The following is a 26,035-nucleotide window of genomic DNA, read 5'->3' as shown; positions in this document are numbered from 1 at the left end:
TCAGGCCTTGGGAGCGGGGGGCTCCAGGCTGACACCCTCGGGCGGAGGTGTGGGATCCGGATCGGCGATCAGCATGTGCTGCAGCACGATTTCCGGGCGCTCACTGTCGCGCCAGCGGATGCGGTAAGCAGGCATCTTGGTGCCACGGCTGGTGGTCTGCTCCACCGGCTCCATCACCCATCCCCGGCGGGAACGGCCCTGGGGATTCCGCTTGACCACGGCATCAGCGTGCTTGAAGCGAAATCCGACGCGTTCTCCACTCATGGGGATAGGACCATGCCACTCGTCCCATTATTCCACTGAGGGTGGTTCTCCCTTGCGGGACTCCGGCCGCAGCAGCGGGAAGGCGATCACGTCCCGAATCGAAGGGCTGTCGGTGAGCAGCATCACCAGCCGGTCGATGCCGATCCCCAGACCTCCGGTGGGGGGCATGCCCACCTCGAGGGCCGTGACAAAGTCCTCGTCCAACCCCTGGGCCTCCAAATCACCCGCCGCCTTGCGCGCCTGCTGGGCCTCCAGGCGCTGGCGTTGATCGACGGGATCGGTGAGCTCACTGAAGGCATTGGCGTGCTCACGGCCGACGATGAACAACTCAAAGCGTTCCACCAAGCCGGGCTTGCTGCGATGGGGCCGGGCCAGGGGCGAAATCTCCACCGGGTAATCGGTGACGAAGGTGGGCTGAATCAGGGTCGTCTCCACCGCTTGCTCAAAGGCCTCATTGAGCAGACGGCCCACGGAGTCGGCCAGCTCAGGCGCATGCAGACCCTTGGCGGTCATCGCCGCAGCCGCCTCATCCCGGCTGCTGAAGCTGTTGAAATCAAGCCCCGTCGCATCCTGCACGAGCTCGTGCATCGTCGCGCGCCGCCACGGCGGGGCCAGATCGATCTCGGTGCCCTGATAGGTGATGGTGGTCGTGCCGCAGACCTCCTGGCACACCGCGCTGACCATCTGCTCGGTGAGCTCCATCATCCCGAGGTAATCGCTGTAGGCCTGATAAATCTCAACCGAGGTGAACTCGGGGTTGTGGCGGGTGCTGACCCCTTCATTGCGGAAAATCCGGCCCAGCTCATACACCCGCTCAAAGCCGCCCACCACCAGGCGCTTGAGGTGCAACTCGGTGGCAATCCGGAGGGTGAGGGGCAGATCGAGAGCGTTGTGGTGGGTCTCGAACGGCCGGGCGTCAGCGCCACCGGGTTCGCTCTGCAGCACGGGGGTCTCGATCTCGAGAAAATCACGCTGATCGAGCCAGCGACGAATGCCGCTCACCAGGCGGGCCCGGCGCCTGAAGGTCTCACGGCTGTCGGGGGAGACCACCAGATCCAAATAGCGCTGGCGATAGCGCTTCTCCACGTCGGCCAATCCATGCCACTTGTCGGGAAGGGGCTGCAGCGCCTTGGTGAGCATGCGCCAGTCGCTCACTTTCACCGACAGCTCGCCGCGGTCAGTGCGACGCAGGGTGCCGCTCACCCCAAGCCAATCGCCGCTGTCCACCAGTGAGGTGATCTGTTTGAACCAGCCTTCCTGCTGGGCCTCCAGGCCCGCCTTCTCCAGGAACAGCTGGATGGAGCCCGTTTCATCGGCCAGGGTGAAAAAGGCCAGCTTTCCCATCACCCGGCGGGTCATCACCCGTCCCGCCACGGAAACGCTGACGTCCCGCTCTTCGCCCTTGGGCAGATCGGCATGGGTCTCCTGCAGCTCGGCCATGCGATGGCTGGGGCTGAAGGTGAGGGCATAGGGGCCCTGCCCCAGCTCTTCCAAGGTCTTGGCCTTTTCCAGACGGGTGTCGCGCAGCTCAGACACAGCAGCAGGTCAGTCGGGCGCCATCCTGCCCGCCCGCGGGTTGATCAACCGGCAGCGGAGGCCTCACCCATGCGCTGGGAGGCATAACCAATGCCTCGCACCGTGAGGATCAACTCTGGATTGCGAGGGTCAGGCTCCAGTTTTCCGCGCAACCGCGCCACATAGACATCGACCACGCGCAGATCGGCGGCACGGCGAGGGGGATAACCCCAGAGCTGCTCCAGAATTTCGGCCCGGGGCACCACATGGCCGGGGTCGCGGAACAGCAACTCCAGCAGGCTGAATTCCGTGTAGGTGAGGTTGATACGCTCCGAACCCCGGGTCACCTGGCGTCGGTTGGTGTCCACCACCAGATCACCGAGCCGCAAAACGCCTTGCCCCGTGGGCAATTCACGGCTTTCAACAACCGCATTGCCCCGGCCCACGCGACGCAGAATCGTGGCGATGCGTGCCTCGAGTTCCTTGGGGCTGAAGGGCTTGGGCAGGTAGTCGTCTGCGCCCAGATCAAGACCGGCCACCCGCTCGGAGATCGCTTCAACCGCGGAGAGGAAAATGATCGGCACGCATGATTCGGCACGCAGGCGGCGGCAAACAGCAAAACCGTCCAGCTTGGGCAGCATCACGTCGAGCACCACCAGGTCGGGGGACTCGTTGTGGAACATCTCCAGGGCCTGCTCACCGTCCTCAGCGCAGATGACGCGGTAGCCCGACAACTGCAGGCGCATCACCAGAACGCGCCGGACTGCAGCCTCGTCATCAACGACGAGAACGGTCGCTTTCGGTTGTGAGGGCAGGTCGCCCGTCATCCGAATCAAACCCTTAACGAGCTGCAACCTTACTGGTCAGGGCCTGGACACCGATGCAAACACCCTGGCGCGCAGCCGGTTTACCGATTGTTTTAAGAATTGCCGGCGGCCTCGGGCCAGCGCGAACGGGCATAACGGTTCCATTCCGACGCCGCAGCTGTTAAGGCCTGCTCAGGGCTGATCTGGGCCAACATCGCCCGCTGCATCTGGGTGTAAAGGATCTTCTGCAGGCGCTTGATCCCCGGCAGCGCCGGTACCAACACCCTGGCCCGGTCCAACGTGCTGGCCGACAACAAACGGGCCTGGCGAATCTGGCGCTCCGCGGTGGTCGCGGGCTTCTCCTGCTCCAACGCTTCACGCACCCGGGCCAAGGCCTCCAACGACGACGGCAGCACCCGAGCCTCGGCAGCGAAGCGCGCCTGTTGATCGGCATTGGTCAGAAACAGCGCCAGATCCAAGGCCTCTTGGCCGCGCTGGCTCTGACGCGGCACCGCCAACGTCATCAAGGCCACATTGGCTGTGCCATCTGCACCGGTCACCGGGGGATGGGGCTCCGTCACCGCGGCCACCCCTGGCGCATTGGTCTGAATGCTGCGCAGGAATTCCGCCCCCGTGGCCGCCAGGGCCAGATCACCGCTCTGGAACAACTCGATTGCCCGGCGTTGGCCCTGACTCACCACCTCCCGAGGCAGCAGCCCCTCCCGGTAGAGATCACTCCAGAAACGAAAGGCCCGGCGCCCCTCAGAACTGTCGAAGGCGGCCCTGCGTTGGGAATCCAGCAGGGTCACTCCCATCTGCACCAGGGTTTCCAGGAGCTCAGCTGAGTCATCCGGAACGGTGGTGAGGAACAGGCCGTAACGGCCCGTGCGCTCGCGGATCCGACGGGCGAAGGCCGGCACCTGATCCCAGCGGCTGGGCGGAGCAGCAATGCCGGCTTGATCCAACAGCGACCGGTTCACCAGACTCAGCCGCACCGTGAGGTACCAGGGCAAAGCGATCTGACCGACATCGGGGTCACGGCAGGCCTGCCACACCGAGGGCAGATAGCGACCAGCGGCATCAGCCGGCAGCAGCGGGGTCAAGTCAGCCAGTCCCCCCTTGCTGGCCAGATTGGCCGCGAAGGGTGGATTGAGGTTCACCACATCCGGGGCCGTGCGCGCGAACACCGCCGCCAGCAACTTGCGTTCCACCGACCCCCAAGGCAGATCCGTCCAGCGCACGGGCGCATCGGGATGGAGGCCGCCCCAGTCCCCCAGAACATCGGCGAAATAGGGGTTGAACTTGGGAGCCAACTGCAGGGTCCACAACTCCAAGGCCCTGGTCTGTGGGGTCCTCGGGCCGCAGGCCGCCAACCCCATGGCCGCTGTCCCCAACAGCAGATCCCGACGCGTCATCCTCATGAGGGAACCCTCCTGCGCCAGAGCAGCAACTGCAACGACACCAACACCGGCGCCAGCAAACCCGTCACCAGGGCTTGGCACCAAAGGGTCTGCAGGCCCCAGCTCTGGGTGAGGGGATCCAACACTCCGCCTTGACGCCACCAGAGCTGAAGGATCAACGACAAACCAAGACCCACGGACCCGAGCCAGGCCAACAAACCCAGATTCAGGCTGCGTTGGATCGGGGCTGCACGCCGCCCCAGCCGTCCCCACCACCAGCCCAGCAGCAGCAGCGCCGGCACCTGACTGACACCGCCCAGATTGAGACCATCCAGCACCAGCCCCAACGCCACACCCGACAACGCCCCCGACACCGGACCATCCACGAGAGCCCAGGGCAACAGCCAGAGCACAGCCCAGGCGGGACCAATCCCATCGATGGCCAACCAAGGCGGCGACGCCAAGGCCAGAAACGGCACCACCAAAGCTGAGGCCACACAGATCGGTTGTCGGTGCAGACGCGTCATGTCAGTGGTTCATTTCAACGGGTCTGCACTTGCACCCAGTCGATCGCCTCCGGTGCTGCGATCAACTGCACCAGAGCGACCGGTGCAGGAACAGCCTGTTCATCCACCGACTGGATCACCCCCACCGGCACGTTGGGGGGCAACAGGGTGCTGGCCGGGGACGTGGCCACAAGATCCCCGGGCCGCACGTCGGGGTCCTTGTCGATGAAACGAAGCGATAGACGGCTGTTGCCGCGGCCCACCAGCAATCCGTGGCGGCGGCTGCGGGGCAGCCAGACGCCGATCTCATGGCCCGGGGCAGTGAGCAACTTCACCCGCGCCGTGGCGGGGGTGACACTGTCGATACGACCCACCAAACCGCCAGGGCCAAGAACCGCATCGCTCCGACCGATGCCCTGCAGCGAGCCCTTGCCCAGCTGCAATTGCTGCCACCACCCCCGCGGCGAGCGGGAGATCACGGCAGCCGAAACGTTCCCTTGCGCTGATCCTTGTTGCTTGAGCTCCAGCAGAGCGCGCAAGCGCCGGTTGTCCTCTTCCAGCAGCTGCAGGCGAGAGCGCTCCTCCAGATCCACCGCAGCCGCCACCCATTCCCGTTGCGCGGAACCCGGCCAGAACGGGCGGCTGAGCAGGGCGTAGGCATCGCTGAAACCAGCGCCCTTGCTCAGACGCACCATCAACAGCCCGGCCACAAGTAGGAGCCAGGGGGTGAGTTGCCCCAATCCGCGCCAGCGGCTCTTGCCGGGACGGAGCGTCGGGGCCATGACTTCAGACGCCTGCCGCGGCGCGGACGAATTCCGGGGTGTCGACCACCCGCTGCAGGCGTTTCCAGTCCTCCAAGACCTGGCCGCAACCGTTCACCACACAGAGCAGGGGGTCTTCGGCGATGTGCACAAAGATGCCGGTCTCGTGGCTGATCAGGTCACTGATGCCTCGGACTAACGCACCACCACCCGCCAGCATGATGCCGCGATCCACGATGTCGGCCGCCAACTCAGGGGGTGTGCGCTCCAGGGTGCGTTTCACCGCTTCCACAATCACGTTGAGCGGCTCCGCAATCGCTTCCCGCAGATCACCGGCCTTGAGGTTGATGGTGCGGGGCAAACCGGAGAGCAGGTGCAGACCACGCACATCCATGGACTGCTGATCGAACTCGTCGTCGGGGAAGGCGGAGCCGATGCGGATCTTGATCTCCTCGGCCGTGCGCTCGCCCACCACCATGTTGTGCACCTTTTTCAGGTAAACACTTATGGAGTCACTGATCTCATCGCCGGCAACGCGAACGGATTCACTCAGCACCGTGCCACCGAGGCTCAACACCGCCACCTCGGTGGTTCCACCACCGATGTCGACAATCATCGTTCCAACGGGCTCAGTGACCGGAAGGCCCGCACCAATGGCCGCTGCCACCGGCTCATCAATCAGGTGAACCTCGCGCGCCCCAGCCATGCCGGCTTCGCGGACGGCGCGACGCTCCACACCGGTGACGCCACTTGGGATGCCCACCACCAGACGAGGGGCCATGATGCCGCGGCCCTCATTGCCCTTGGTGATGAAGGTTTTGAGCATCTGCTCAGCGGCATCGAAATCCGCGATCACCCCATCACGCAGCGGACGAACGGCCCGGATGTTTCCAGGGGTGCGACCGAGCATCAATTTGGCTTCATCACCCACCGCCATGGTGGTGCCACGCTCTAGATCAAGAGCCACCACGGAGGGCTCCTGCAGCACGATGCCGCGGCCGGAAACGTAGATCAGGGTGTTGGCGGTGCCCAGGTCGATGCCGATGTCGCGCGACAGCTGGAAACGACGAAAGAACACAGACACCGCAGCCAAGACCGCCGGATCATAGGGGCGTTCTCAGCGGTTGCCTGTTACACCCAGCGGCTTGGGTGGAACTCCTTAAAAGCAGTCACCCGACCGGTGCCGCATCATGAATCCAAATTCAGGAGATGAATTGTCTATGGGCGTTAATTCCGTCACCCTCGTCGGCCGTGCCGGCCGCGATCCCGAAGTGCGTTACTTCGAGTCCGGCAGCATGGTGGCCAACCTCACCATGGCGGTGAACCGTCGCAGCCGCGACGATGAACCCGACTGGTTCAACCTCGAGATCTGGGGCAAGCAGGCCCAGGTCGCCGCGGATTACGTGAAGAAGGGCTCCTTGCTCGGCATCATCGGCAGCTTCAAGCTGGACCGCTGGACCGACCGTGCCAGCGGCGAAGAGCGCAGCAAGCCCGTGGTCCGTGTGGATCGGCTCGAACTGCTGGGCTCCAAACGGGACAACCAGGAAGCCGCCAGCAGCTTTGGCGGCCAGACCTCTGATGAGGACATCCCCTTCTGAGCCTCCTGCCCGAGCGAGACCCCAGCGCCGGTGCTCAGTCGGACGACTGACGCCGGCGCCAGATGCGCAGACCCAACCAGATCGCGCCCGCCAGCAGCGACACCACCAGCAACACCTTCACAGCCTTGGAGACCGGGTCAATCCAGAGCTCAACGTTGCTGTAGCCCTCTCCCAGAACCATGCCGGCCACGGTGAGCAGGGCCGTCCAGATCAGGCTGCCGGCGGTGGTCCAGACCAGAAACGGCGCCATCGGCATCATTTCAATGCCCGCCGGGACCGAGATCAGCGTGCGAATGCCAGGCACCAAGCGCCCCCAGAACACCAGGGCTGTGCCATAGCGGCTGAACCAGCGGCGGCTGCGGGCCAACTCATCGGCACTGATACCAATCCAGCGACCGTGGCGTTGCAACCAGGCTTCGATCCGTTCCTCGTTGATCAAGCGACCGACCCCGTACCAAGGCAGAGCACCAAGCACCGTGCCCAGCAAACCAGCCAACACCACAGGCACCAGATCCAGCTGACCCTGCTGCACATAGAAGCCCCCGAGGGGCATGATCAGCTCGGAGGGAATCGGCGGGAACAGATTCTCGAGAAACATCGCCGCGAAAATCGCGGTGTAACCCAGCACCTGATTCGCCTCCACCGCCTGGCCGATCAGCTCCGGCAGTTGTGTGATCAGATCAGAAAGCCCCATGGAGACTGCGCTCGATCGCGCAAGTCTTCCATGGGGCCGTAAGGATCAGGTTCCGATCCGCTGGATCGTGATCAGTAGCGGTAGTGGTCAGGCTTGTAGGGACCTTCCACGGGCACATTGATGTAGTCGGCCTGGTCCTTGCTGAGCTCGGTGAGCTTGGCGCCGATGCGGCCGAGGTGGAGACGAGCCACCATTTCATCGAGATGCTTGGGCAGCACGTACACCTCCTTGGCGTACTCATCGCCCTTGGTGAACAGCTCGATCTGAGCCAACACCTGGTTGGTGAAGGAGTTGCTCATCACAAAGCTGGGGTGGCCGGTGGCGCAGCCCAGGTTCACCAGGCGGCCTTCCGCCAGCAGGATGATTTTGTTGCCGCTGGGCAAGGTGATGTGATCCACCTGCGGCTTGATGTTCTCCCACTCGTAGTTCTTGAGGGAGGCGACATCGATCTCATTGTCGAAGTGACCGATGTTGCAGACGATCGCCTCATCCTTCATCTTGACCAGGTGCTCGTTGCGGATCACCTGGTAGTTGCCGGTGGCGGTCACGAAGATGTCCATCTCCTCAACCACGTCTTCCAGGCGCACCACGCGGTAGCCCTCCATGGCGGCCTGCAGGGCGCAGATCGGATCCACTTCCGCAATGCAGACGGTGGCACCAAGGCCACGCAGGGACTGGGCCGAACCCTTGCCCACATCGCCGTAGCCGATCACCAGGGCCTGTTTGCCGGCCACCATCACGTCGGTGGCACGCTTGATGCTGTCCACCAGGGACTCGCGGCAGCCGTAGAGGTTGTCGAACTTGCTCTTGGTGACCGAGTCGTTGACGTTGATGGCGGGGAAGGGCAGCTCACCGCTCTTCTGCATCTTGTAGAGACGCGCCACACCCGTGGTGGTCTCCTCGGTCACACCCTGGATCTGGGCCTTGGTGCGGGAATAGAAGCTGGGGTCCTGGGCCAGCTTCTTCTTGATCGAAGCGAACAGGAAGGTCTCCTCTTCGTTGCCGGGGTTATCCAGAACGGTGATGTCCTGCTCGGCCTTGCTGCCCAGCATCACCAGACCGGTTGCATCGCCGCCGTCATCCAGGATCATGTTGGGGGAGCCGCCGTCACCCCACTCGAGAATGCGGTGGGTGTACTCCCAGTACTCCTCCAGGGTTTCGCCCTTCACCGCGAAGACCGGGATGTTGCGGGCCGCAATGGCTGCAGCGGCGTGGTCCTGGGTGGAGAAGATGTTGCAGGAGGCCCAGCGCACTTCAGCGCCCAGCTCCACCAGGGTCTCGATCAGAACCGCGGTCTGAATCGTCATGTGCAGGGAGCCGGCGATGCGTGCGCCCTTGAGAGGCTTCTCGCTGCCGTACTTCTCACGCAGCGCCATCAGACCGGGCATTTCGGTCTCGGCGATGTCGAGCTCTTTGCGGCCAAAGTCGGCCTGGTTGATATCGGCGATGACGCAATCGACGCCAAGCTTCAGCTCAGCCGCGGTCGTGGGCGCTGCCACCATGGTTTCGGTGCTCCCTAATGAATCGTGGAGTTGAATCTCTGCAGAGACGCCGAGGCTTCGGGCTCGCTTAAGGCGGACTCTACAGGGCATGTCTGGGCGCTTGAGACCCTTGAGACGACCCGGGCCCTGGGCCGATTGCTGGCGCGCGAGCTTCCAACGGGAGCCATCCTGCTGTTGAGCGGGCCCCTTGGAGCCGGCAAAACATCGCTGGTGCAGGGCCTGGCCGAAGGCCTCGGGATCACCGAGCCGATCACCAGCCCCACCTTTGCCCTGGCGCAGCACTACCCCCAGGGGGCACCACAGCTGGTGCACCTCGATCTCTATCGCTTAGAGCAACCGGCCTCCGCCGATGAACTGTTTCTTCAGGAGGAGGAGGAAGCCCGCTCCACCGGGGCGTTGATGGCTGTGGAGTGGCCGGAACGGCTGGGGCTTGATCTGGCCGAGGCCTGGCTCCTGGAGCTTCGCCATCAAGACGAAGGGCGGCTCGCTCAGCTCACCTCTCCCCAAAAGGCCTCCACCTGAGCCGGCGTGGGCTGGGGATCAATGCCACCGGCCCCGCCACAGACCAGAGCACCACAGGCCGCCGCAAAACGGATGCGCTCCTGGGGCGCGGCGACCCAGCGGTGCAACAGCCCAGCAGTGAACGCATCACCAGCACCGGTGGTGTCCACCACGACGCGAGGCTGAAAGGCGGCCTGCTGACCGCAATCAGTCCCCAATTGCCAGCGCACCGGGGCCGCCCCATCGGTGACCACCACATCGGGTCGCTGGGGCAAGGCCTGCTGGATTGCACCGGGATCATCGGTGTTGAACAACCAGAGGGCTTCCTCCCGCGCGAGCTTGATCAGGGCCGCTTGGTCCAGGAGCGGTTGAATCGCAGCCTTCGCCGCAGCCGTCGGGCCCGCAGCGGGATCAGCGGTGGCATCCCAGAACGTGGGACGCCAATTCACATCAAGGGCAATCGCCGTGCCTTGGCTCTGGGCCTGGCGCACGGCCGACAACAAAGCCAAAGCCGACGTTGGTGCTGCCAACGGAAGGGTGCCAATCAACAACCATCGGGCCGGGGGTAGGGCAACCGGCTCCAACGCCTGGTCGGCAAAGCCGGCCCCCTGATCTCCGTCAAAGCCCTGAAACTGCCGTTCCCCGTCACGCGCACGGCGCACCAGCACGATGCGACTGGGACGCTCGGCATCCCGCTGCAACAACGCAGTCTCGACACCACGCTCTGCAAACAACCTGGAAAAGGCAGCACCAATGGCGTCCTGGCCGAGTCGTCCGGCAAAGGCCACGGGGGTACCCAAGCGGGCCAATCCACAGGCCACATTTGCTGGCGCTCCTCCCAGACGGTCGTCCACAGGCCAATCCACCGCCGGGTCACCGCCCGGCGGCCCAAGCCGATCGATCAGGGCTTCACCGAGACAGACGACAACGGGACCAACTGCCATCCGACCGCATCAAGACCTTCCCTAAGGGTGAGCAGAGCTGGCCAACCTGCCAAGCAGCGCCTCAATGATTCGCGCATTGGCGGCCGGAAAGGCGTAATTCCCGAGGTCATCTGGCTGCACCCAACGCACCTGCTGACTGGCAAGGGGCTGCGGCTCCCCAGATAGCCAGTCGCAGAGATGCACCACGAAACGCAGCTTTTTGTGGCTGTAGGCGTGATCCACGGTGATCAGTTCAGCGCCGACCGTCACGGCAATGCCGAGCTCCTCCTTCAACTCACGGGCGATGCAGGTTTCGATCGTTTCACCCGGCTCCTGTTTTCCACCAGGGAACTCCCACATCCCCCCCAGCAGCCCTTCCTCCAGCCGCTGGTCGATCAACACCTCCCCGGCCGCGTTGAGCACAACCCCCACACCAATCACCTGGAAGGGCAGGGGCTTGGGGGCGTCGGTCACGGGCCAGCGGCATGGATCGCCAGAAGCGTAGGCAGCACAGTGCACCTGCCAAGGGCAGTGGTGGCAGGAGGGAGACCGCGGTGTGCAAACCGTGGCCCCCAGGTCCATCAAGGCCTGGTTGGTGTCCCGTGGCCGAACCGGATCAAGCAAGGCCTCGCTCCATCTCCAGAACAAGGCGTCGTCGCGGGCCGGCAGGCGCGGATGGGCCGTCAATCGTGCCAGCACCCGTTTGACGTTGCCATCCAGGATCGGTAAGGGTGCATTGATGGCACTGGAAAGAATGCTGCCGGCGGTGGTGCGGCCGATGCCCGGCAATGCCATCCAACTCTCCAAGGTGCGAGGCCAAGGCCCGCTCACCAGCAACTGGGCTGCCTCATGCAGCCGGCGGGCCCGTGAGTAATAGCCGAGGCCCTGCCACTGCAGCCGCACCTCATCGAGAGTTGCCGCGGCCAGCGCCTCGACCGAGGGGAACACCGCCATCCAACGCTCCCAGTACGGGAGCACAACCGCCAACTGGGTCTGCTGCAGCATCACCTCTGCGATCCAGATGCTGTAGGGGTCGAGCTCCTGGTCCGGTGCTGGACGCTCACCACCAGGCAACAGCTTCCAGGGGATGCCGCCACGGCCATGGTGCTCCCACCAGGCCAACAAAGCTGACGACAGAACCACTACATCGGCGGCGCTGAGCAAGTCCATGGGTTCGCCATTGGCGTCAGAACTGAGCCTGGGCAAAAACGTCATCCATATAGTTCGCTCGCCAGGATGCACGGGCGCAGCAAGCCAAGGCGTGATCCCAAGCCACAACCTCTGGAGCTGGAACGAACGATCGATCGGCTGGAGCCTGATGGGCGACCCCCATGCCGAAGAGGCCGTGCTGCTGATCCATGGCTTCGGGGCCAACACCAACCACTGGCGTTTCAACCAACCGGTGCTGGCCGAACTGCTGCCCACCTACGCCATTGATTTGCTTGGTTTCGGCCTCAGCGATCAGCCCCGCGCCCGCCTGAAGGATGAACCCGATTCAGCGGATGCCGTTCATTACGGCTTTGATCTCTGGGGCCAACAGGTGGCTGACTTCTGCCGCGAAGTCATCGATCGCCCGGTGCGCCTGGTGGGTAACTCGATCGGCGGGGTTGTGGCCCTGCGAGCCGCACAACTTCTGGGGGAACGATGCCGGGGCGTGGTGCTGATCGACTGCGCCCAGCGCTTGATGGACGACAAGCAACTAGCCACACAACCGGCCTGGATGACCTGGATCCGACCGTTGCTCAAGACGATGGTGCGGCAGCGCTGGCTCAGCACCGCGCTGTTCCGCAATGCGGCACGGCCCGGCGTGATCCGCAGTGTGTTGAAGCAGGCCTATCCCAGTGGCGCCAACATCGACGACGACCTGGTGGATCTGCTGTTTCAACCGACCCAACGCAGGGGTGCTGCTGAGGCCTTTCGCGGATTCATCAACCTGTTCGACGACCATCTCGCCCCACAGTTGATGGAAGAGCTAAGCCTTCCAGTTGATCTGATCTGGGGTGAGCAGGATCCCTGGGAGCCCATCGCTGAAGCCGAGCGTTGGGCACAAACCCTGCAGTGCATCCAATCCCTTTCAGTGATTCACAACGCAGGGCACTGTCCTCATGACGAAGCACCGGATCAGGTAAATCCGGTGCTGCAACGGCTGATCAACGCCAGATCAACTCAACAGGCGACGTAAGCCTCAACTTGATCACTCACCCGGCGCAGACCGGCCAGGCCATCGCGCTCAAGATTGCGAACGCGGTCGCGGCTCATGCCCAGGATCCGACCGATACCGGTAAGGCTCATGGGGTCTTCCCCATCCATGCCGTAACGCATGCGCAACACCTGCTCCTGGAGGTGGGGCAACTGGCCCAGGAGGCTGCGCAGATCGCCCTTCAAGCAATCTTCCTCGACCTGATCACTGGGCAGATCGCCATCACCGGAGAGCAACTCCAGCAGTTCGGTGTCATCACCATCACCCACCTTCATTTCCAGGCTCACCGGCTGACGGGCACGACACATCAGGTCTTTGACGTCGTCTTCCGGTAGCTCAACGAACTCGGCCAACTCGGTGACGGTGGGCGTGCGTCCGAGCTCCTGGCTCAGCTCTCGCTGACCCTTCTTGAGCTTGTTCAACATCTCGGTGATGTGAATCGGCAGCCGGATCGTGCGACTCTTCTCCGCAATGGCCCGAGTGATGCCCTGACGAATCCACCAATAGGCATAGGTGGAGAATTTGTAGCCACGGGTGGGGTCGAACTTCTCAACTCCACGCACCAAGCCGATGGTTCCTTCCTGGATGAGATCCAGGAGTTCCATGTTCCGCTTGGTGTACTTCTTGGCCACGCTCACCACCAGCCGAAGGTTGGCGGCCACCATCCGCTCCTTGGCGCGACGGCCGTGCTGCAGCTTACGCTTGAGCTGCATCGAAGACAGCCCTGACGCCTTGGCCAGCTGGTCGCGACTGGGCTTTTCACCCGCCTTGCTCTCAAGCTCGGACTCGAGCGATTCCAGATCCATCAACTCCTGCACCTGGCGGCCCAGAGTGATTTCCTGCTCGTGGGTCAGCAGCGGCACGCGGCCGATGTCGCGCAGATAAGAGCGAACCAGGTCAACGTCAGCCGTGGCTGTTTTTGCAGCCTTCGCAGCGGTTTTCGGCTTGGAAGCAGCGGTCGCAGCCGGGGCCATGGAGTGCTTCTTTGAGTTATATGAAGCGTACTCCTAAGAAACGTAAACAGACTCTCAGAAAACGCCGAAGGCGAAGAAATGGGTAGAAATACCTGTGGCTTGCACTAGCTGCGGCAGATGCACCAGCAGCCACCCCGCCGTCTTCAGGTAGATCAGCGTGCCCGCCACATCCGTGCAGGTGGTAATGAAGGGCGTGGACATCAACGCCGGATCCAGACCCATGCGGTCGAACAGCAGCGGAAACGCTGCACCGGCCGTGGCGGCCAGGGTGGTGATCGCCAGCAGGCTCATCCCCACCGAGAGGCCCACCAATGCGCTTTCGCCGCGCCACCAGGCAAAGGGAACCACCAGCAGCATCATCAACACCCCCAGCAACGCCCCCGCCATGGCTTCGCGGCCAATGGCCCGCAAGGGGCCAAGGCTGGAAATGCTCTGGGTGCTCAAACCACGGATCACCACCGTGGAGCTCTGGGCCCCCACGTTGCCGCCGGTGCCACCGAGCAAGGGAATGAAGGCCGCCAGCAACACCACCTGCTGCAGCACGTCTTCATTGGCGGCGATCACCTCTGAGGTGAAAAAGCTGGCCAGCACCAGCACCGCCAGCCACACCACGCGGCGCCGGGCAACGGTGAACAGATTGCTGCTGAAGTAGTCGTCGTCATCGCCCGCCTGCACCGCGCCGGCGGCGTAGAGATCACGGGTGGCCTCCTGCTCGATCACGTCGATCACGTCGTCCACGGTGACGATGCCCACGAGACGCTGTTCCAGATCCACCACAGGAACGGCAAGGAAGTCGTAACGCTGAATCGTGCGCGCCACCTTCTCCTGGTCAGTGTCAGTGCTGACGCTGAGCACCTCCTCGGTCATCACATCACCGATGCGAGCCTGGGGATCTGCTGTGACCAGATCCCGCAGGGACAGGATGCCGGTGAGGCGTCGCTCGGCGTCCGTCACATAGAGGGAATAAATCGTCTCGGTGTCGCGGGCACGCCGCCGCACGATCTCCAACGCCACCGCCGCCGTCTGGTTCTCTTTAAAAGCGATGTATTCGGTCGTCATCAAGCGACCGGCCGTCTCAGAGCGGTAACCCAGCAACCGGGCCGTTACCTGACGCTCATCCGGGCTGAGCTCGCTCAGCAGCTGCCGCACCACCTTGGCGGGCAACTCCTCGAACAACCGGGCGCGGTCATCCGGCGACATCTCCTCCATCACCTCCCGCATCTCACCGGAGCGCAACAGGCTCAGCAGGCTCTGTTGGGTGGCCGTGTCGAGATATTCATAAACACTGATGGCTTCGTCCTTGCTGAGCAGACGAAAGGCAATGGCCTGCAGGTTGGCAGGGAGGTTGCTGATCGCTTCAGCGATGTCCACCGGCTGCACCGGCTCGAGCAGCAGCTTCACGGCGTCGTAGTTGCCCACGACAAGCATCCCTTCCAGCTGTTGGGTAACAACCTCAGCCAGCAGGTGGTGTTCCACCGTCACGCTGCCGCTGCTCAGCCCCGATGCCTCCGTCATGCCCCTCCGGCCGGGAGCCCAGTCTATGGCCGTTACAGCCGGTTATCCTCTGCGCTCCATCCCCGTTTCACCATGGCGATCAGCGTCAGTTCCGTCTCCGTCACCACCCCTGACGGCAGCAGCAAATCCCTGGGCGACTACGCCGGCAAGGTGCTGCTGATCGTGAACGTGGCCAGCCGCTGTGGCTTCACCAAGCAGTACGCCGGCCTGCAGGCCCTGAACGAGGCCTACGCCGCCAAGGGGCTGGCGGTGCTGGGTTTCCCCTGCAACGACTTCGGCGCCCAGGAGCCCGGGACCCTGGAGGAGATCAAAAGCTTCTGCTCCACCACCTACGGCGCCGACTTCGAACTGTTCGACAAGGTGCACGCCAAGGGAAGCACCACCGAGCCCTACACCACCCTCAACCAGATGGATCCCTCTGGTGATGTGGAGTGGAACTTCGAGAAGTTCCTGGTGGGCAAGGACGGCACCGTGATCGCCCGCTTCAAGAGCGGCGTCACCCCTGAAGACCTCAAGTCGGCGATTGAGGCGGCGCTGGCGGCTTGAGCCGTCGCCCCAGGCTGAACCCAAGGGCTGCGGCACCAACTCCCAACCCAAGGGTCAGCCCAATCAAACCCAATGCGGCGGCCCAATCACCGGAACTCAGGTGCTTCATGGCCGCCAGCATCCAACTGCTGAAGGTGGTAAGCGAGCCGCAGAAGCCAATTCCCAGCAGCAACTGTCGCCGTGGAGCAGCGGGGAGCCCGGCCAGCAAACCCAACAGGGCAGCCCCCAGACCATTCACCAGCAGGTTCTGATCCCCCAGATGCAGGGCCAGCTGCCAGCGCAGCAGCGCTCCGGGCACTGCGCCCACGCCAACAAGCAGCAGCTCCTGCAGTTCCAGCTGCAGGCTCGGTTTGGTCTCAGGCATGGGTCCCCAGTCCGTAACCCAAAGCAGAGGCCAGCAAGCCTGCCCCGATCGAGGCCAGCGCCAGCACCACAGCCGTGAGCGTCTGGCCGGCCCGCAACTCGTTCAGCAGCTCCACGGCGAAGGTGGAGAAGGTGCTGAGGCTGCCAAAAAAGCCCACCCCCATCAACAAGGCAATACCTCTGCTGGAGGCACAGGTTTCATTGAGGGCCAGCACCAAGCCCAGGGCGAAACAGGCCATCACATTCACGATGAAGGTGCCCCAGTGCTTCTTGGGCACCATCGGCTGAAAGTGATTCACCACCTTCAAGCGCAGCCAGGCACCGGGGATGGCCCCGAGCCCAACCAAAACAGCCTCAGACGCGGAGCCAGCCACGGCGTTGATCTCCAGAGAGAGTTTGCACATGAAGCCAGTCCTGGCCGTCAGCGGTGGACCAACGCCGCAACAAGCGAAGGGATGAACCCGCCTTGAGGGTGCTCAACCGAGGCGCCACGGCCAGCGGGCTGAGGCGCAGAGGTTGATCGGAACTGGTGTGCAGGGGCCCGGAGGCCGCGCGACGACGGGGTTGCGGTTGACGCCGGTCGGCACCACCGGCAGGCAGGGCAGCCGGAGCCATCAACGCCACCCCCAGCAGCCAACTCCAACGAAGGACACTGCTTGTCGAAACAGTCCCTGTTCGATCAGCCGTCATCAAATATCGAGGGCTGCCATGTCCAGCTCGGCGCTGTGGGTTTCGATGAATTCACGGCGGGGCGCCACCTTGTCGCCCATCAGGATCGTGAAGATGCGATCGGCCTCGAGGGCATCCTCGATCTCCACCCGCTTCATCGTGCGGGTGGTGGGATCCATGGTGGTTTCCCAGAGCTGCTTGGGCATCATTTCGCCAAGACCCTTGAAGCGCTGGATCGTGTAATTGGCCTTCTCGCCGAAGCCCTCCAGGGTCTTCTGCAGATCGCCCTCGTTGTAGCAGTAGGTGTGGTTCTTGCCGCGCTCAACTTTGTAGAGCGGCGGGCAGGCGATGTAGATGTAGCCGCCCTCCACCAGCTCCTTCTGGTAGCGGTAGAAGAAGGTGAGCAGCAGGGTGCGGATGTGGGCGCCATCCACGTCGGCATCGGTCATGATCACGACCCGGTGGTAACGGAGGTTCTTCACGTCGAAGTCCTCACCCTTGATCCCCAGGCCCAGGGCGGTGATCAGGGCCTGGATCTCAGTGTTCTTGTAGATCTTGGCGTCGTCGGTCTTTTCGATGTTGAGGATCTTGCCCCGCAGCGGCAGGATCGCCTGGAAGCGACGGTCGCGGCCCTGCTTGGCGGAGCCACCAGCAGAGTCTCCCTCCACGATGTAGATCTCGGATTCGCCGGGATCGCGGGAGCTGCAATCGGCCAATTTTCCGGGCAGGGTTGAGCTCTCCAGAACGCTCTTGCGCCGCACCAGTTCGCGGGCCCGGCGGGCGGCTTCAGCGGCATTGAAGGCCTGAATCGCCTTCTCCAGGATCAGGCCGATCACGGAGGGATTGAACTCGAGGAACTGGCTGAGGGATTCACCCACCAGGTTGTCGACAATGCCGCGCACCTCGGTGTTGCCGAGCTTGGTCTTGGTCTGACCTTCAAATTCCGGTTCCGGCACCTTTACCGACAGCACCGCTGTCAGGCCTTCTCGGATGTTCTCTCCCGCCAGGTTGGAATCGGATTCCTTGCGTTTGCCCAGCTTCTTGGCGAAGGCGTTGAGGGTGCGGGTGAGCACCGTCTTCAGGCCTTCGATGTGGGTGCCGCCATCCACGGTGCGGATGTTGTTGGCAAACCCAAGGATGCTGTCGGAGTAGGCATCGGAGCACCACTGCAGGGCTGCCTCCACCTGAACGCCGTCCTTCTCGGAATTCACGTAAATGATGTCCGGATGAAGGGCGTCCTTCTCCTTGTTCATGTAGGCGACGTATTCCTTGATGCCGCCCTCGTAGAAGTAGGTCTCTTCATGGGGATTCCCTTCCTCATCCCGGGCCGCCTCCCGCTCATCGCGGAACACGATCCGCACGCCGCCGTTGAGGTAGGCCAGCTCCCTCAAACGGGCCGAGAGGGTGGCGTAGTCGAAAACGATGCCGCCAGTGAAAATTTCGAGGTCAGGCTTGAAGCAAACGGTGGTGCCGGTCTCGCCGGACTCATCTGCGGGCTGCGACTCCGACGCCAGCCCCCCGATGGCCGCGCCGCGCTCAAAACGCTGGCGATGCACCTGGCCCTGACGGCGCACCGTCACCTGCACCCATTCGCTCAGGGCGTTCACCACCGAGACGCCAACACCGTGCAGACCGCCGGACACCTTGTAACCACCAGCGCCAAACTTGCCGCCGGCGTGCAGCACGGTGAGCACCGTCTCCAGGGCGCTCTTGCCCGTGCGCGGGTGCACATCGGTGGGAATGCCGCGGCCGTTGTCGCTCACCGAGGCGGAACCGTCTTCTCCCAGCACCACAACAATGCGGTCGCAATGGCCCGCCAGGGCTTCATCGACCGAGTTATCAACAACCTCGTACACCAGATGGTGCAGGCCCCGCGGTCCGGTGGAACCGATGTACATGCCCGGGCGCTTGCGAACGGGCTCAAGCCCCTCCAGCACCTGAATCTGCTCAGCGCCGTAGGCGTTCTGGACCTTGGAAGCGTCGCTCATTCAGAAAGTCTCAAGCCAGGAAACCGGGTCATGGGCGGGCGCAACGGCTCTAAACCTCGACCTGACAATGTCAATCTACCACCGGCTGTCTATAGAGGCTTGCAGAGGCCTCTCAGCGCCCATCCCAAGCCGGGCTGCACCCCCTCACCCTTTTGAACAGCTCCCACCCCCTGGTGATCACCCTGCTCGGGCCCACCGCCAGCGGCAAAACCGCCCTGGCGCTGGACATCGCCGAACGGCTGGATCTACCAGTGATCAACGTGGATTCCCGCCAGCTCTACCGGGAGATGGACATCGGAACCGCCAAGCCTACGGCGGAGCAACAGGCGCGGGTGCCGCACCATCTGCTGGACCTGCGTTCGCCGGATCAGCCAATCACCCTGCAGGAATTCCAGGCGATCGCGACCCCCTGCATCAACAAAGCGCTGGAGCAGCGGGGCGTGGCCTTGCTGGTGGGCGGCAGCGGTCTGTATCTCAAGGCCCTCACCAGTGGCCTGCAACCTCCGGCCGTTGCACCCCAACCACAGCTGCGCCAGCAGCTGACGGCCCTGGGCCAGGGCATCTGCCACCCCCTGCTGCAGGCCGCCGACCCCACGGCCGCCGCCAAAATCGCCCCCGCTGATGCGGTGCGCACCCAGCGCGCCCTGGAGGTGCTCTACGCCTCCGGGCAACCGATGAGCCGCCAGGCCACAGCAACGCCTCCGCCCTGGCGGGTGCTGGAACTGGGCCTCAACCCCGCCAACCTGCGCCAGCGCATCCAGCAACGCACCGAGCAGCTGTACTGCGATGGGCTAGTGGACGAGACCCGGCGCCTGAGCGAGCGCTACGGCGCTGATCTGCCGCTGCTGCAGACCATCGGCTACGGCGAAGCACTGCAGGTGATCGGCAGCAGCCTGAGCACTGCAGATGCGGTGAGGATCACCAGCCAACGCACCCGCCAGTTCGCCAAACGCCAACGCACCTGGTTCCGGCGTCAGCACAGCCCCCACTGGCTGGCCGACCAGGCAACGCTGACGAATGCCATGACGTTGATCGAGCAACATCTAAGGTGAAGGATGCAGACGTTGTATTAAGCGAAGTTGTCTGCACCTGTCCCCGTCACCGCCTGAATGCCCCCACGTCCCCGTTTTGACCGTCGTGCCCCGGTTCGGGAGCTGCCCAACATCAACGACCGGATCAACTACCCCCAGTTGCGGGTGGTCGACTCAGACGGCGCTCAGCTGGGCGTGATCAGCCGCGAAGAAGCCCTGGATGTGGCCCGCGACCGGGAACTGGATCTGGTGCTGGTGAGCGAGAAGGCTGACCCCCCGGTCTGCCGGATCATGGACTACGGCAAGTTCAAGTTCGAGCAGGAAAAGAAAGCCAAGGAAGCCAAGAAGAAGTCGCACCAGACCGAAGTTAAGGAGGTCAAGATGCGCTACAAGATCGACCAGCACGACTACGACGTGCGGATCGGTCAGGCCCAGCGCTTCCTCAAGGCGGGCGACAAGGTGAAATGCACCGTGATCTTCCGCGGCCGCGAAATTCAGCACACGGCGCTGGCGGAAACGCTGCTGCGGCGGATGGCCAAGGATCTTGAGGAGAAGGCCGAAATCCAGCAGGCGCCCAAGCGGGAGGGCCGCAACATGATCATGTTCCTCACCCCGCGCAAAACGCCGCTGGTGAAGAAAGAGGACAAGGAGCAGGCCGCCAACAAGGCCGTGCGCACCATCCCCGCACCGCCAAAGCCCACCGCCGCCAAGGTGGCCAGCCCCCAGGGCTAAGCCACAGGGTCGCCAGCCAGCAGTAAGCGCCATCCCTGGGCTGAAGCCTGGGGATTGAAAGCACTGCGGGCTTCGCACATGAAGCCGTGATCGGCACCGGCATACTCCACAACGCGCAAGCGATGGCCGGCGGGATCGACCTTGCTTAGGGCGGCCCCTATGGCTTCGCGATCCTCTTGAGGGATCAAAGGATCAGCCATCCCGAAGACACAGGTGAGCCGCGCCTTGATCTCAGGCAGCAGAGCCAAAGAGGGCTCACCACCACCAGGCCGCATTCGGCTCACACCGGCACCGTAAAAATCAAAAGCGTGCTCAACCCCGGGCAGCGTGGCCGCAAGAAAAGCGGCATGCCCCCCGAAACAGAAGCCCACCACATGGATGGCGGCCTGCGGGTAACGAGCCCTGAACCAGCTGACTGCGGCGGCGACATCAGCAACGATCTGCTCGCTGGTGGTGGCGTCCTTATGGCGGCGTCCTTCAGCCAGATCGGAGGCGTCGTAAGCCAACTCCAGATCTGGAGCCGTACGGGAGAACAACGGCACTGCCAGGGCTGGATACCCCTGGGCGGCCAAGCGATCCGCCACGCTACGCACCCAGGCATTGAGCCCAAACACCTCAGGCAGCACGATATAGACACGCATTATTAACGATTTCGACTCGATATCGTTAATAATGACCTGCGGTGGCGCCCACCAGCAGCGCAGTGGCACAACGCCATTGGCAAGTTCAACCCAGCCAGGCGAAGGGAAGCTGGACATTGTCACAGGCCCACAGGACACACCCCCAATTGTCACCAGGCAATTCGCTCCGTATGGTGGCCGCATTCCGACCTGTCCCACCGGCGTGCGATTCCATATCCAACAGGAAAGCGACATTCCGGCATCGACGCAGCTTTACAACCAGATCTGTTTTGCCATCGCAGCGCGGCACTACCCGCCGGGGCATCGCCTCCCCAGCACCCGGCAGCTGGCGATGCAAACGGGATTGCACCGCAACACGATCAGCAAGGTGTACCGCCAGCTGGAAACCGATGGCGTGGTGGAAGCCATGGCCGGCTCCGGCATCTACGTGCGCGACCAGCAAAAGCCCCGGGAAATCAAGACGCCGCCGCACATCCGCAATCGGGGCGTCACCGACCTCGACCGGGAAGTGCGCAAATGCGTGGATGGCCTGCTCAATGCCGGCTGCACACTGCAGCAGACCCGGGAACTGCTGACACGGGAGATCGACTGGCGGCTGCGCTGCGGCGCCCGCGTGCTGGTGAGCACGCCACGGGAAGACATCGGTGCCTCAATGCTGATCGCCGAGGAACTGGAACCCTGCCTGGATGTGCCGGTCGAAGTGGTGCCAATGGAGGAGCTCGAGAGCGTGCTGGAAAACTCGAGCAACGGCACGGTAGTGACCAGCCGCTATTTCCTCCAACCGGTGGAGGATCTCGCCAAAAAGCACAGCGTTCGTGCCGTGGCTATTGACCTCAACGACTTCCGCCAGGAACTGGCAATGCTTAAGGAGCTGCGCCCCGGCAGCTGCGTGGGGCTGGTGAGCATCAGCCCCGGCATCCTGCGCGCCGCGGAGGTAATTCTCCACTCAATGCGCGGCAATGAACTGCTGCTGATGACCGCAACACCGGATGTGGGCAGCCGGCTTCTGGCCCTGCTGCGGGCGTCCAGCCACGTGCTCTGCGATCGCCCCAGCCTTCCCCTGGTGGAGCAGAGCTTGCGCCAGAACCGGGCCCAACTGATGCGCATGCCCCAGGTGCATTGCGCCGAGAACTATCTCAGCACCGATACGATCGACCTGCTCCGCAAGGAGATTGGCCTGCAGACCCCAGTGGCCACCAGCTGACCCTCCTGCGATGTTTGATCACATCCGTGCCGACCTCGCGATCATCCGCGAGCGTGATCCGGCTGCCCGCGGGCCGCTGGAAATTTTGCTCTGCTATCCAGGCTTCCAGGCACTGACCATGCACCGCCTGAGTCACCGGCTGTGGCGCTCCAGGCTCCCGCTGAAGTTGCCAGCACGGTTATTGAGCCAAGTGGGTCGGAGCTTGACCGGCGTGGAGATTCACCCGGGCGCCACGATCGGTCATGGGGTGTTCATTGACCACGGCATGGGCGTGGTGATCGGTGAAACCGCTGAAATCGGCAACCGTTGCCTGCTCTACCAGGGGGTGACCCTGGGGGGCACGGGCAAAGAGCACGGCAAACGCCACCCCACGCTTGCCGAGAACGTGGTGGTGGGAGCCGGCGCCAAGGTGCTGGGTGCGATCACGATCGGCACCAACACCCGCATCGGCGCTGGCTCCGTGGTGGTGCGCGATGTGGAAAGCGACTGCACCGTGGTGGGCATCCCCGGACGGGTGATCCACCAGAGCGGCGTGCGGATCAATCCCCTGGCCCACTCCGCCCTGCCGGACGCCGAAGCCAACGTAATCCGCAACCTGATGGAGCGGATCGATGAACTGGAAAGCACCGTGAGCAACCTGCAGCGCTGCCTGCGGGAAGTGGCGGAAGGCCGGGCGCTGCGCGAGGTGTGCCGCGGTGAGGCCCAGAACCTCAAAGACCGGGAGATCCTGGAGTTTCTGGGCGAAGAAACCAGCTGAAGCTGGCGCCTCAGGCCTCAGATGCAGAGCGGGAGGGCTGGAACATGAACATCGAAAAGATCACGTTCCGGCGCATGTTGGTCATCATCTCGAGGAACATGTCGTAGCCCTCGTTCTTGTATTCGATCAGGGGGTCCTTCTGGCCGTAGCCACGCAGGCCGACGGACTCCCGCAGGGCATCCATCGCCTGGAGATGTTCCCGCCAGAGGGTGTCGATCTGCTGAAGGATGAAGAAGCGCTCCGCCTCCCGCATCAACCCTGGCCGTTGCTGCTCGATCTGTCCCTCTTTGAGGTCGTAGGCATTGCGAAGTTGCTCCTGCAGGAACGCCTTGAGTTCCTCCATGCCAAGGCCCTGCACCTGCTCGGGGGTGAGGTCTTCGAGGAGATAGATGAACTCCTTCACCTTGCCCACTAGCTGAGCCAGATCCCATTCCTCGGGCGGCAGATCGGGATTCACATAGGCCTCCACAATCTCCGCCATGGTGCGTTCGCCGTAGCCGATCACCTGCTTTTTCAAGGCCCGGCCATCGAGCACCCGCCGGCGCTCGGAATACACCGCCCGGCGCTGGTTGTTCATCACCTCGTCGTACTCGAACACCTGCTTGCGGATGTCGTAGTAATACGTCTCCACCTTTTTCTGGGCCCCCTCCAAGGAGCGGGTGAGCATGCCGGATTCAATCGGCATGTCTTCCTCCACGCGGAAAGCATTCATCAGGCCGGCAACGCGATCCCCTCCGAAGATCCGCAGCAGGTTGTCCCCCAACGAGAGGAAGAAGCGGGTGGAACCGGGGTCGCCCTGGCGGCCGGCCCGGCCGCGCAGTTGATTGTCGACCCGGCGGGACTCATGCCGTTCGGTGCCGATCACGTGAAGGCCGCCGGCCTCGCGCACGCGTGATTCCTCCTGCTTCACCACCGCGTCGTACTCCGCCTTCACCCGGGCAATGGCCTCGCGTAGGGACTGGATCTGGGGGTCTTCGGTGGGGGCCTTTTCAGCGGCGGTGGCGATGCGCTCCTCCAGCTCGATCACTGTGAGGGCTCGGTCGCCCCAGGCCTTCACCAGATCACGGGCCAACTGACCCAGGGCTTGATCGGTGTCGTCAGTGAGGGAACAGGGATAGAGGCTCTCAGCACTGCGGGGCAGCGTTGGGGCAGCGGCAACAGCAAAACCGCCGGGCGGCGAACTGCGCTGGAGAGGCATCGGGGGCTTGTGGTCGTCTTCCGGTTTCACCAGACGGCCCAGCAACACTTCCCGCAACTTCAAACGGGCCATGTAGTCGCTGTTGCCGCCCAGGATGATGTCGGTGCCCCGACCCGCCATGTTGGTGGCGATGGTCACCGCTCCAGCACGACCGGCCTGGGCCACGATCTCCGATTCCCGTTCCACGTTCTCGGGCTTGGCGTTGAGCAGGTTATGGGGGATCTCCTGCTCCGCCAACAGGGAACTGAGCAACTCGCTCTTTTCCACGGACGTGGTGCCCACGAGCACCGGCCGGCCTTGTTTGTGGATCTCGACGGTTTCGTTGGCCACGGCCCGCCACTTGGCCGTTTCGGTTTTGTACACCTGATCGGCCCAGTCCTGGCGGGCCCGCACCCGGTTGGTGGGCACGATGGTGGTTTCGAGTTTGTAGGTCTTCTCGAATTCCACTTCCTCTGTTTTGGCCGTACCGGTCATGCCGGCCAAGCGGGGGTAGAGCAGGAAAAAGTTCTGGTAAGTGATCGAGGCGAGGGTCTGGGTCTCCGCCTGAATCTGCAGGGCCTCCTTGGCCTCGATCGCCTGGTGCTGACCGTCACTCCAACGGCGCCCTGGCATCACCCGGCCGGTGAATTCATCCACGATCACCGCTTCGCCATCGCGAACGATGTAGTTCACATCCTTGACGAACAGCTCCTTGGCCTTGAGGGCATTGGTGATGTAGTGGGCCCAAGGGTCTTTGGGGTCGAACAAGTCCTGCACACCAAGCATCTGCTCCGCCTTGGCAAAGCCCTCATCGGTGAGGGTGCAGCTGCGCTGCTTCTCATCCACCTCATAGTCGCCTTCGGGATCAATGCCGTCCTTGCCCATTTCGGCGGCACGCTCGAGGGCCAAAGCCACCTGGGCGGCCTGCTGATACTTCTCCTGAGGCCGCTCCACCTGGCCGGAAATGATCAGAGGGGTGCGGGCTTCGTCGATGAGGATTGAATCCACCTCATCAATCACGCAGTACTGAAACTCCCGCTGCACCACCTCCGAGATGTCGGCGGCCATGTTGTCGCGCAGGTAGTCGAAACCCAGCTCTGAGTTGGTGGCGTAGGTGATGTCGCAGTTGTAGTTGCGCCGCCGTTCCTCCGGCCGCATGTCCTGCTGGATCAAGCCCACGGAAAGTCCGAGAAAGCGATGCACCTGGCCCATCCATTCGGCATCACGACGCGCCAGGTAGTCATTCACCGTCACCACGTGCACCCCGCGGCCGGTAAGGGCGTTGAGGTAACTAGGCAAGGTAGCCACCAGGGTTTTGCCTTCGCCGGTTTTCATCTCAGCGATCTGGCCCTCATGCAGCACCATGCCGCCGATAAGTTGCACATCGAAATGACGCATGCCGAGAACTCGCTTGCCGGCTTCGCGCACCACCGCGAAAGCCTCCGGCAGGATCTCATCAAGGATCGGGCGCTGGTTCGCCAAGCTACCCGCGTTGGCCAGACGTTGCTGGAATGACGCCGTCTTCTCGCGCAGTTGATCATCAGACAGAGGAGCAATCTCCTCTTCCAGCAAATTGATGTCGGAAACGATCGGCTGGTAGCGCTTCAGCTTGCGGGCATTGGGATCACCCAGCAGGAGCTTGAGCATGGAAACAATGACAGCCTATACACCACACAAGTTTACCGATTCAGCCCGGAATACGTTTTTGACTGGAAAACCGAAGAGGACAGCGCCTCAAATAGTATGCATGCGATTAAATCCCACTCCT

General features: G+C 63.2%; 27 protein-coding genes. 8 read left to right on the top strand and 19 right to left on the bottom strand.

Annotation, left to right across the window (positions count from 1 at the left end; all coding sequences use genetic code 11):
• From NCN05_RS03560 to NCN05_RS03530, 7 genes are all read right to left on the bottom strand, one after another.
• Nucleotides 1–264, bottom strand: coding sequence for a DUF8660 family protein (locus tag NCN05_RS03560; RefSeq protein WP_006851112.1), 264 nt, complete (start codon nucleotides 262–264; stop codon nucleotides 1–3).
• A gap of 27 nt (nucleotides 265–291) precedes the next feature.
• The gene (lysS, locus tag NCN05_RS03555; protein WP_250397021.1) at nucleotides 292–1,800 is read right to left on the bottom strand and encodes a lysine--tRNA ligase; all 1,509 of its coding nucleotides are present in this window, start codon (nucleotides 1,798–1,800) and stop codon (nucleotides 292–294) included.
• 44 nt (nucleotides 1,801–1,844) lie between these two features.
• Nucleotides 1,845–2,606 carry a response regulator transcription factor RpaB gene (rpaB, locus tag NCN05_RS03550; protein ID WP_115081463.1) on the bottom strand — a complete coding sequence of 254 codons (762 nt, stop codon included), beginning with the start codon at nucleotides 2,604–2,606 and terminating at the stop codon, nucleotides 1,845–1,847.
• 92 nt (nucleotides 2,607–2,698) lie between these two features.
• The gene (locus tag NCN05_RS03545; RefSeq protein ID WP_250397020.1) at nucleotides 2,699–4,006 is read right to left on the bottom strand and encodes an ABC transporter substrate-binding protein; all 1,308 of its coding nucleotides are present in this window, start codon (nucleotides 4,004–4,006) and stop codon (nucleotides 2,699–2,701) included.
• Nucleotides 4,003–4,512: a rod shape-determining protein MreD gene (locus NCN05_RS03540; RefSeq protein ID WP_250397019.1), complete on the bottom strand. Its 510-nt coding sequence runs from the start codon at nucleotides 4,510–4,512 to the stop codon at nucleotides 4,003–4,005. The genes NCN05_RS03545 and NCN05_RS03540 overlap by 4 nt, the downstream gene beginning before the upstream one ends.
• A 14-nt stretch (nucleotides 4,513–4,526) precedes the next feature.
• Complete coding sequence (gene mreC / locus NCN05_RS03535; protein WP_250397018.1) at nucleotides 4,527–5,273, bottom strand: rod shape-determining protein MreC; 747 nt, start codon at nucleotides 5,271–5,273, stop codon at nucleotides 4,527–4,529.
• Between the two features lie 4 nt (nucleotides 5,274–5,277).
• The gene (locus NCN05_RS03530) at nucleotides 5,278–6,330 is read right to left on the bottom strand and encodes a rod shape-determining protein (RefSeq protein ID WP_115131659.1); all 1,053 of its coding nucleotides are present in this window, start codon (nucleotides 6,328–6,330) and stop codon (nucleotides 5,278–5,280) included.
• Between the two features lie 142 nt (nucleotides 6,331–6,472).
• On the opposite strand from NCN05_RS03530, the gene NCN05_RS03525 reads away from it, so the two are divergent.
• A complete protein-coding gene (locus tag NCN05_RS03525; RefSeq protein ID WP_250397017.1) occupies nucleotides 6,473–6,850 on the top strand; it encodes a single-stranded DNA-binding protein in 378 nt (125 codons plus the stop codon).
• Nucleotides 6,851–6,884: 34 nt separating this feature from the next.
• Here the strand turns inward: NCN05_RS03525 and NCN05_RS03520 are convergent, their stop codons facing one another.
• Nucleotides 6,885–7,544, bottom strand: a complete 660-nt coding sequence (locus tag NCN05_RS03520) for a DedA family protein (protein WP_250397016.1) — start codon at nucleotides 7,542–7,544, stop codon at nucleotides 6,885–6,887.
• A 71-nt stretch (nucleotides 7,545–7,615) separates the two neighbouring features.
• Nucleotides 7,616–9,046 carry an adenosylhomocysteinase gene (gene ahcY, locus NCN05_RS03515; RefSeq protein WP_250397015.1) on the bottom strand — a complete coding sequence of 477 codons (1,431 nt, stop codon included), beginning with the start codon at nucleotides 9,044–9,046 and terminating at the stop codon, nucleotides 7,616–7,618.
• 30 nt (nucleotides 9,047–9,076) lie between these two features.
• Between ahcY and tsaE the strand changes: the two genes are divergently transcribed.
• Nucleotides 9,077–9,568, top strand: coding sequence for a tRNA (adenosine(37)-N6)-threonylcarbamoyltransferase complex ATPase subunit type 1 TsaE (gene tsaE / locus NCN05_RS03510; RefSeq protein WP_250397104.1), 492 nt, complete (start codon nucleotides 9,077–9,079; stop codon nucleotides 9,566–9,568).
• Here tsaE and NCN05_RS03505 read toward each other — a convergent pair.
• Nucleotides 9,535–10,491, bottom strand: a complete 957-nt coding sequence (locus tag NCN05_RS03505) for a carbohydrate kinase family protein (RefSeq protein ID WP_250397014.1) — start codon at nucleotides 10,489–10,491, stop codon at nucleotides 9,535–9,537. The genes tsaE and NCN05_RS03505 overlap by 34 nt on opposite strands.
• A gap of 21 nt (nucleotides 10,492–10,512) precedes the next feature.
• Nucleotides 10,513–11,640 (bottom strand): 8-oxo-dGTP diphosphatase MutT, encoded by a 1,128-nt coding sequence (gene mutT / locus NCN05_RS03500; RefSeq protein ID WP_250397103.1) that lies wholly within the window; start codon nucleotides 11,638–11,640, stop codon nucleotides 10,513–10,515.
• A gap of 148 nt (nucleotides 11,641–11,788) precedes the next feature.
• Here mutT and NCN05_RS03495 point away from each other — a divergent pair, with 148 nt between their 5' ends.
• Nucleotides 11,789–12,652, top strand: a complete 864-nt coding sequence (locus NCN05_RS03495; RefSeq protein WP_250397102.1) for an alpha/beta fold hydrolase — start codon at nucleotides 11,789–11,791, stop codon at nucleotides 12,650–12,652.
• Here the strand turns inward: NCN05_RS03495 and NCN05_RS03490 are convergent.
• Both NCN05_RS03490 and mgtE read right to left on the bottom strand, forming a co-directional pair.
• Nucleotides 12,637–13,644, bottom strand: a complete 1,008-nt coding sequence (locus NCN05_RS03490) for an RpoD/SigA family RNA polymerase sigma factor (protein WP_250397013.1) — start codon at nucleotides 13,642–13,644, stop codon at nucleotides 12,637–12,639. The two genes, NCN05_RS03495 and NCN05_RS03490, sit on opposite strands and share 16 nt — an antisense overlap.
• 54 nt (nucleotides 13,645–13,698) lie before the next feature.
• The gene (mgtE, locus tag NCN05_RS03485; RefSeq protein ID WP_250397012.1) at nucleotides 13,699–15,159 is read right to left on the bottom strand and encodes a magnesium transporter; all 1,461 of its coding nucleotides are present in this window, start codon (nucleotides 15,157–15,159) and stop codon (nucleotides 13,699–13,701) included.
• 72 nt (nucleotides 15,160–15,231) lie between these two features.
• Between mgtE and NCN05_RS03480 the strand changes: the two genes are divergently transcribed.
• On the top strand, nucleotides 15,232–15,705 hold the full coding sequence (locus NCN05_RS03480) for a glutathione peroxidase (protein ID WP_250397011.1): 474 nt from the start codon (nucleotides 15,232–15,234) through the stop codon (nucleotides 15,703–15,705).
• On the opposite strand, the gene NCN05_RS03475 is transcribed toward NCN05_RS03480, so the two are convergent.
• The 4 genes from NCN05_RS03475 to gyrB are packed head-to-tail and all read right to left on the bottom strand — an operon-like array spanning nucleotide 15,671 to nucleotide 18,725.
• The gene (locus NCN05_RS03475) at nucleotides 15,671–16,069 is read right to left on the bottom strand and encodes a fluoride efflux transporter FluC (RefSeq protein WP_250397010.1); all 399 of its coding nucleotides are present in this window, start codon (nucleotides 16,067–16,069) and stop codon (nucleotides 15,671–15,673) included. The genes NCN05_RS03480 and NCN05_RS03475 overlap by 35 nt on opposite strands.
• Nucleotides 16,062–16,442: a FluC/FEX family fluoride channel gene (locus tag NCN05_RS03470; protein ID WP_250397101.1), complete on the bottom strand. Its 381-nt coding sequence runs from the start codon at nucleotides 16,440–16,442 to the stop codon at nucleotides 16,062–16,064. Before NCN05_RS03470 ends, NCN05_RS03475 begins: the two co-directional genes overlap by 8 nt.
• A complete protein-coding gene (locus tag NCN05_RS03465; RefSeq protein ID WP_186514434.1) occupies nucleotides 16,423–16,758 on the bottom strand; it encodes an SH3 domain-containing protein in 336 nt (111 codons plus the stop codon). The genes NCN05_RS03470 and NCN05_RS03465 overlap by 20 nt, the downstream gene beginning before the upstream one ends.
• Complete coding sequence (gene gyrB / locus NCN05_RS03460) at nucleotides 16,758–18,725, bottom strand: DNA topoisomerase (ATP-hydrolyzing) subunit B (protein WP_250397008.1); 1,968 nt, start codon at nucleotides 18,723–18,725, stop codon at nucleotides 16,758–16,760. The genes NCN05_RS03465 and gyrB overlap by 1 nt, the downstream gene beginning before the upstream one ends.
• A gap of 152 nt (nucleotides 18,726–18,877) precedes the next feature.
• Here gyrB and miaA point away from each other — a divergent pair, with 152 nt between their 5' ends.
• Both miaA and infC read left to right on the top strand, forming a co-directional pair.
• Entirely contained in the window at nucleotides 18,878–19,777 is a 900-nt protein-coding gene (miaA, locus tag NCN05_RS03455) for a tRNA (adenosine(37)-N6)-dimethylallyltransferase MiaA (RefSeq protein WP_250397007.1), read from the top strand.
• A gap of 57 nt (nucleotides 19,778–19,834) precedes the next feature.
• A complete protein-coding gene (infC, locus tag NCN05_RS03450) occupies nucleotides 19,835–20,488 on the top strand; it encodes a translation initiation factor IF-3 (RefSeq protein WP_250397006.1) in 654 nt (217 codons plus the stop codon).
• Here infC and NCN05_RS03445 read toward each other — a convergent pair.
• On the bottom strand, nucleotides 20,485–21,129 hold the full coding sequence (locus NCN05_RS03445; protein WP_350223283.1) for a dienelactone hydrolase family protein: 645 nt from the start codon (nucleotides 21,127–21,129) through the stop codon (nucleotides 20,485–20,487). The genes infC and NCN05_RS03445 overlap by 4 nt on opposite strands.
• Nucleotides 21,130–21,331: 202 nt before the next feature.
• On the opposite strand from NCN05_RS03445, the gene NCN05_RS03440 reads away from it, so the two are divergent.
• Nucleotides 21,332–22,333 (top strand): GntR family transcriptional regulator, encoded by a 1,002-nt coding sequence (locus tag NCN05_RS03440; RefSeq protein WP_250397004.1) that lies wholly within the window; start codon nucleotides 21,332–21,334, stop codon nucleotides 22,331–22,333.
• A gap of 10 nt (nucleotides 22,334–22,343) precedes the next feature.
• The gene (gene cysE / locus NCN05_RS03435; RefSeq protein ID WP_250397003.1) at nucleotides 22,344–23,090 is read left to right on the top strand and encodes a serine O-acetyltransferase; all 747 of its coding nucleotides are present in this window, start codon (nucleotides 22,344–22,346) and stop codon (nucleotides 23,088–23,090) included.
• Nucleotides 23,091–23,100: 10 nt separating this feature from the next.
• Here the strand turns inward: cysE and secA are convergent, their stop codons facing one another.
• Complete coding sequence (gene secA, locus NCN05_RS03430) at nucleotides 23,101–25,914, bottom strand: preprotein translocase subunit SecA (protein WP_250397002.1); 2,814 nt, start codon at nucleotides 25,912–25,914, stop codon at nucleotides 23,101–23,103.
• Nucleotides 25,915–26,035: the final 121 nt, after the last annotated feature.

It is taken from the genome of Synechococcus sp. MU1651 (genome assembly GCF_023630635.1).
Classification (GTDB): domain Bacteria; phylum Cyanobacteriota; class Cyanobacteriia; order PCC-6307; family Cyanobiaceae; genus Parasynechococcus.
The sequence above is the reverse complement of the archived record's forward strand: the minus strand, read 5'-3'. Positions and strand labels throughout refer to the sequence as shown.

Coding starts and splice junctions, on each gene's coding strand:
- NCN05_RS03560 (WP_006851112.1), bottom strand. CDS start 264: ATGAGTGGAGAACGCGTCGGATTTCGCTTCAAGCACGCTGATGCCGTG.
- rpaB (WP_115081463.1), bottom strand. CDS start 2,606: ATGACGGGCGACCTGCCCTCACAACCGAAAGCGACCGTTCTCGTCGTT.
- NCN05_RS03545 (WP_250397020.1), bottom strand. CDS start 4,006: ATGAGGATGACGCGTCGGGATCTGCTGTTGGGGACAGCGGCCATGGGG.
- NCN05_RS03540 (WP_250397019.1), bottom strand. CDS start 4,512: ATGACGCGTCTGCACCGACAACCGATCTGTGTGGCCTCAGCTTTGGTG.
- mreC (WP_250397018.1), bottom strand. CDS start 5,273: ATGGCCCCGACGCTCCGTCCCGGCAAGAGCCGCTGGCGCGGATTGGGG.
- NCN05_RS03525 (WP_250397017.1), top strand. CDS start 6,473: ATGGGCGTTAATTCCGTCACCCTCGTCGGCCGTGCCGGCCGCGATCCC.
- NCN05_RS03520 (WP_250397016.1), bottom strand. CDS start 7,544: ATGGGGCTTTCTGATCTGATCACACAACTGCCGGAGCTGATCGGCCAG.
- ahcY (WP_250397015.1), bottom strand. CDS start 9,046: ATGGTGGCAGCGCCCACGACCGCGGCTGAGCTGAAGCTTGGCGTCGAT.
- NCN05_RS03505 (WP_250397014.1), bottom strand. CDS start 10,491: ATGGCAGTTGGTCCCGTTGTCGTCTGTCTCGGTGAAGCCCTGATCGAT.
- mutT (WP_250397103.1), bottom strand. CDS start 11,640: ATGGACTTGCTCAGCGCCGCCGATGTAGTGGTTCTGTCGTCAGCTTTG.
- NCN05_RS03495 (WP_250397102.1), top strand. CDS start 11,789: ATGGGCGACCCCCATGCCGAAGAGGCCGTGCTGCTGATCCATGGCTTC.
- NCN05_RS03490 (WP_250397013.1), bottom strand. CDS start 13,644: ATGGCCCCGGCTGCGACCGCTGCTTCCAAGCCGAAAACCGCTGCGAAG.
- mgtE (WP_250397012.1), bottom strand. CDS start 15,159: ATGACGGAGGCATCGGGGCTGAGCAGCGGCAGCGTGACGGTGGAACAC.
- NCN05_RS03480 (WP_250397011.1), top strand. CDS start 15,232: ATGGCGATCAGCGTCAGTTCCGTCTCCGTCACCACCCCTGACGGCAGC.
- NCN05_RS03475 (WP_250397010.1), bottom strand. CDS start 16,069: ATGCCTGAGACCAAACCGAGCCTGCAGCTGGAACTGCAGGAGCTGCTG.
- NCN05_RS03465 (WP_186514434.1), bottom strand. CDS start 16,758: ATGACGGCTGATCGAACAGGGACTGTTTCGACAAGCAGTGTCCTTCGT.
- gyrB (WP_250397008.1), bottom strand. CDS start 18,725: ATGAGCGACGCTTCCAAGGTCCAGAACGCCTACGGCGCTGAGCAGATT.
- infC (WP_250397006.1), top strand. CDS start 19,835: ATGCCCCCACGTCCCCGTTTTGACCGTCGTGCCCCGGTTCGGGAGCTG.
- NCN05_RS03445 (WP_350223283.1), bottom strand. CDS start 21,129: ATGCGTGTCTATATCGTGCTGCCTGAGGTGTTTGGGCTCAATGCCTGG.
- cysE (WP_250397003.1), top strand. CDS start 22,344: ATGTTTGATCACATCCGTGCCGACCTCGCGATCATCCGCGAGCGTGAT.
- secA (WP_250397002.1), bottom strand. CDS start 25,914: ATGCTCAAGCTCCTGCTGGGTGATCCCAATGCCCGCAAGCTGAAGCGC.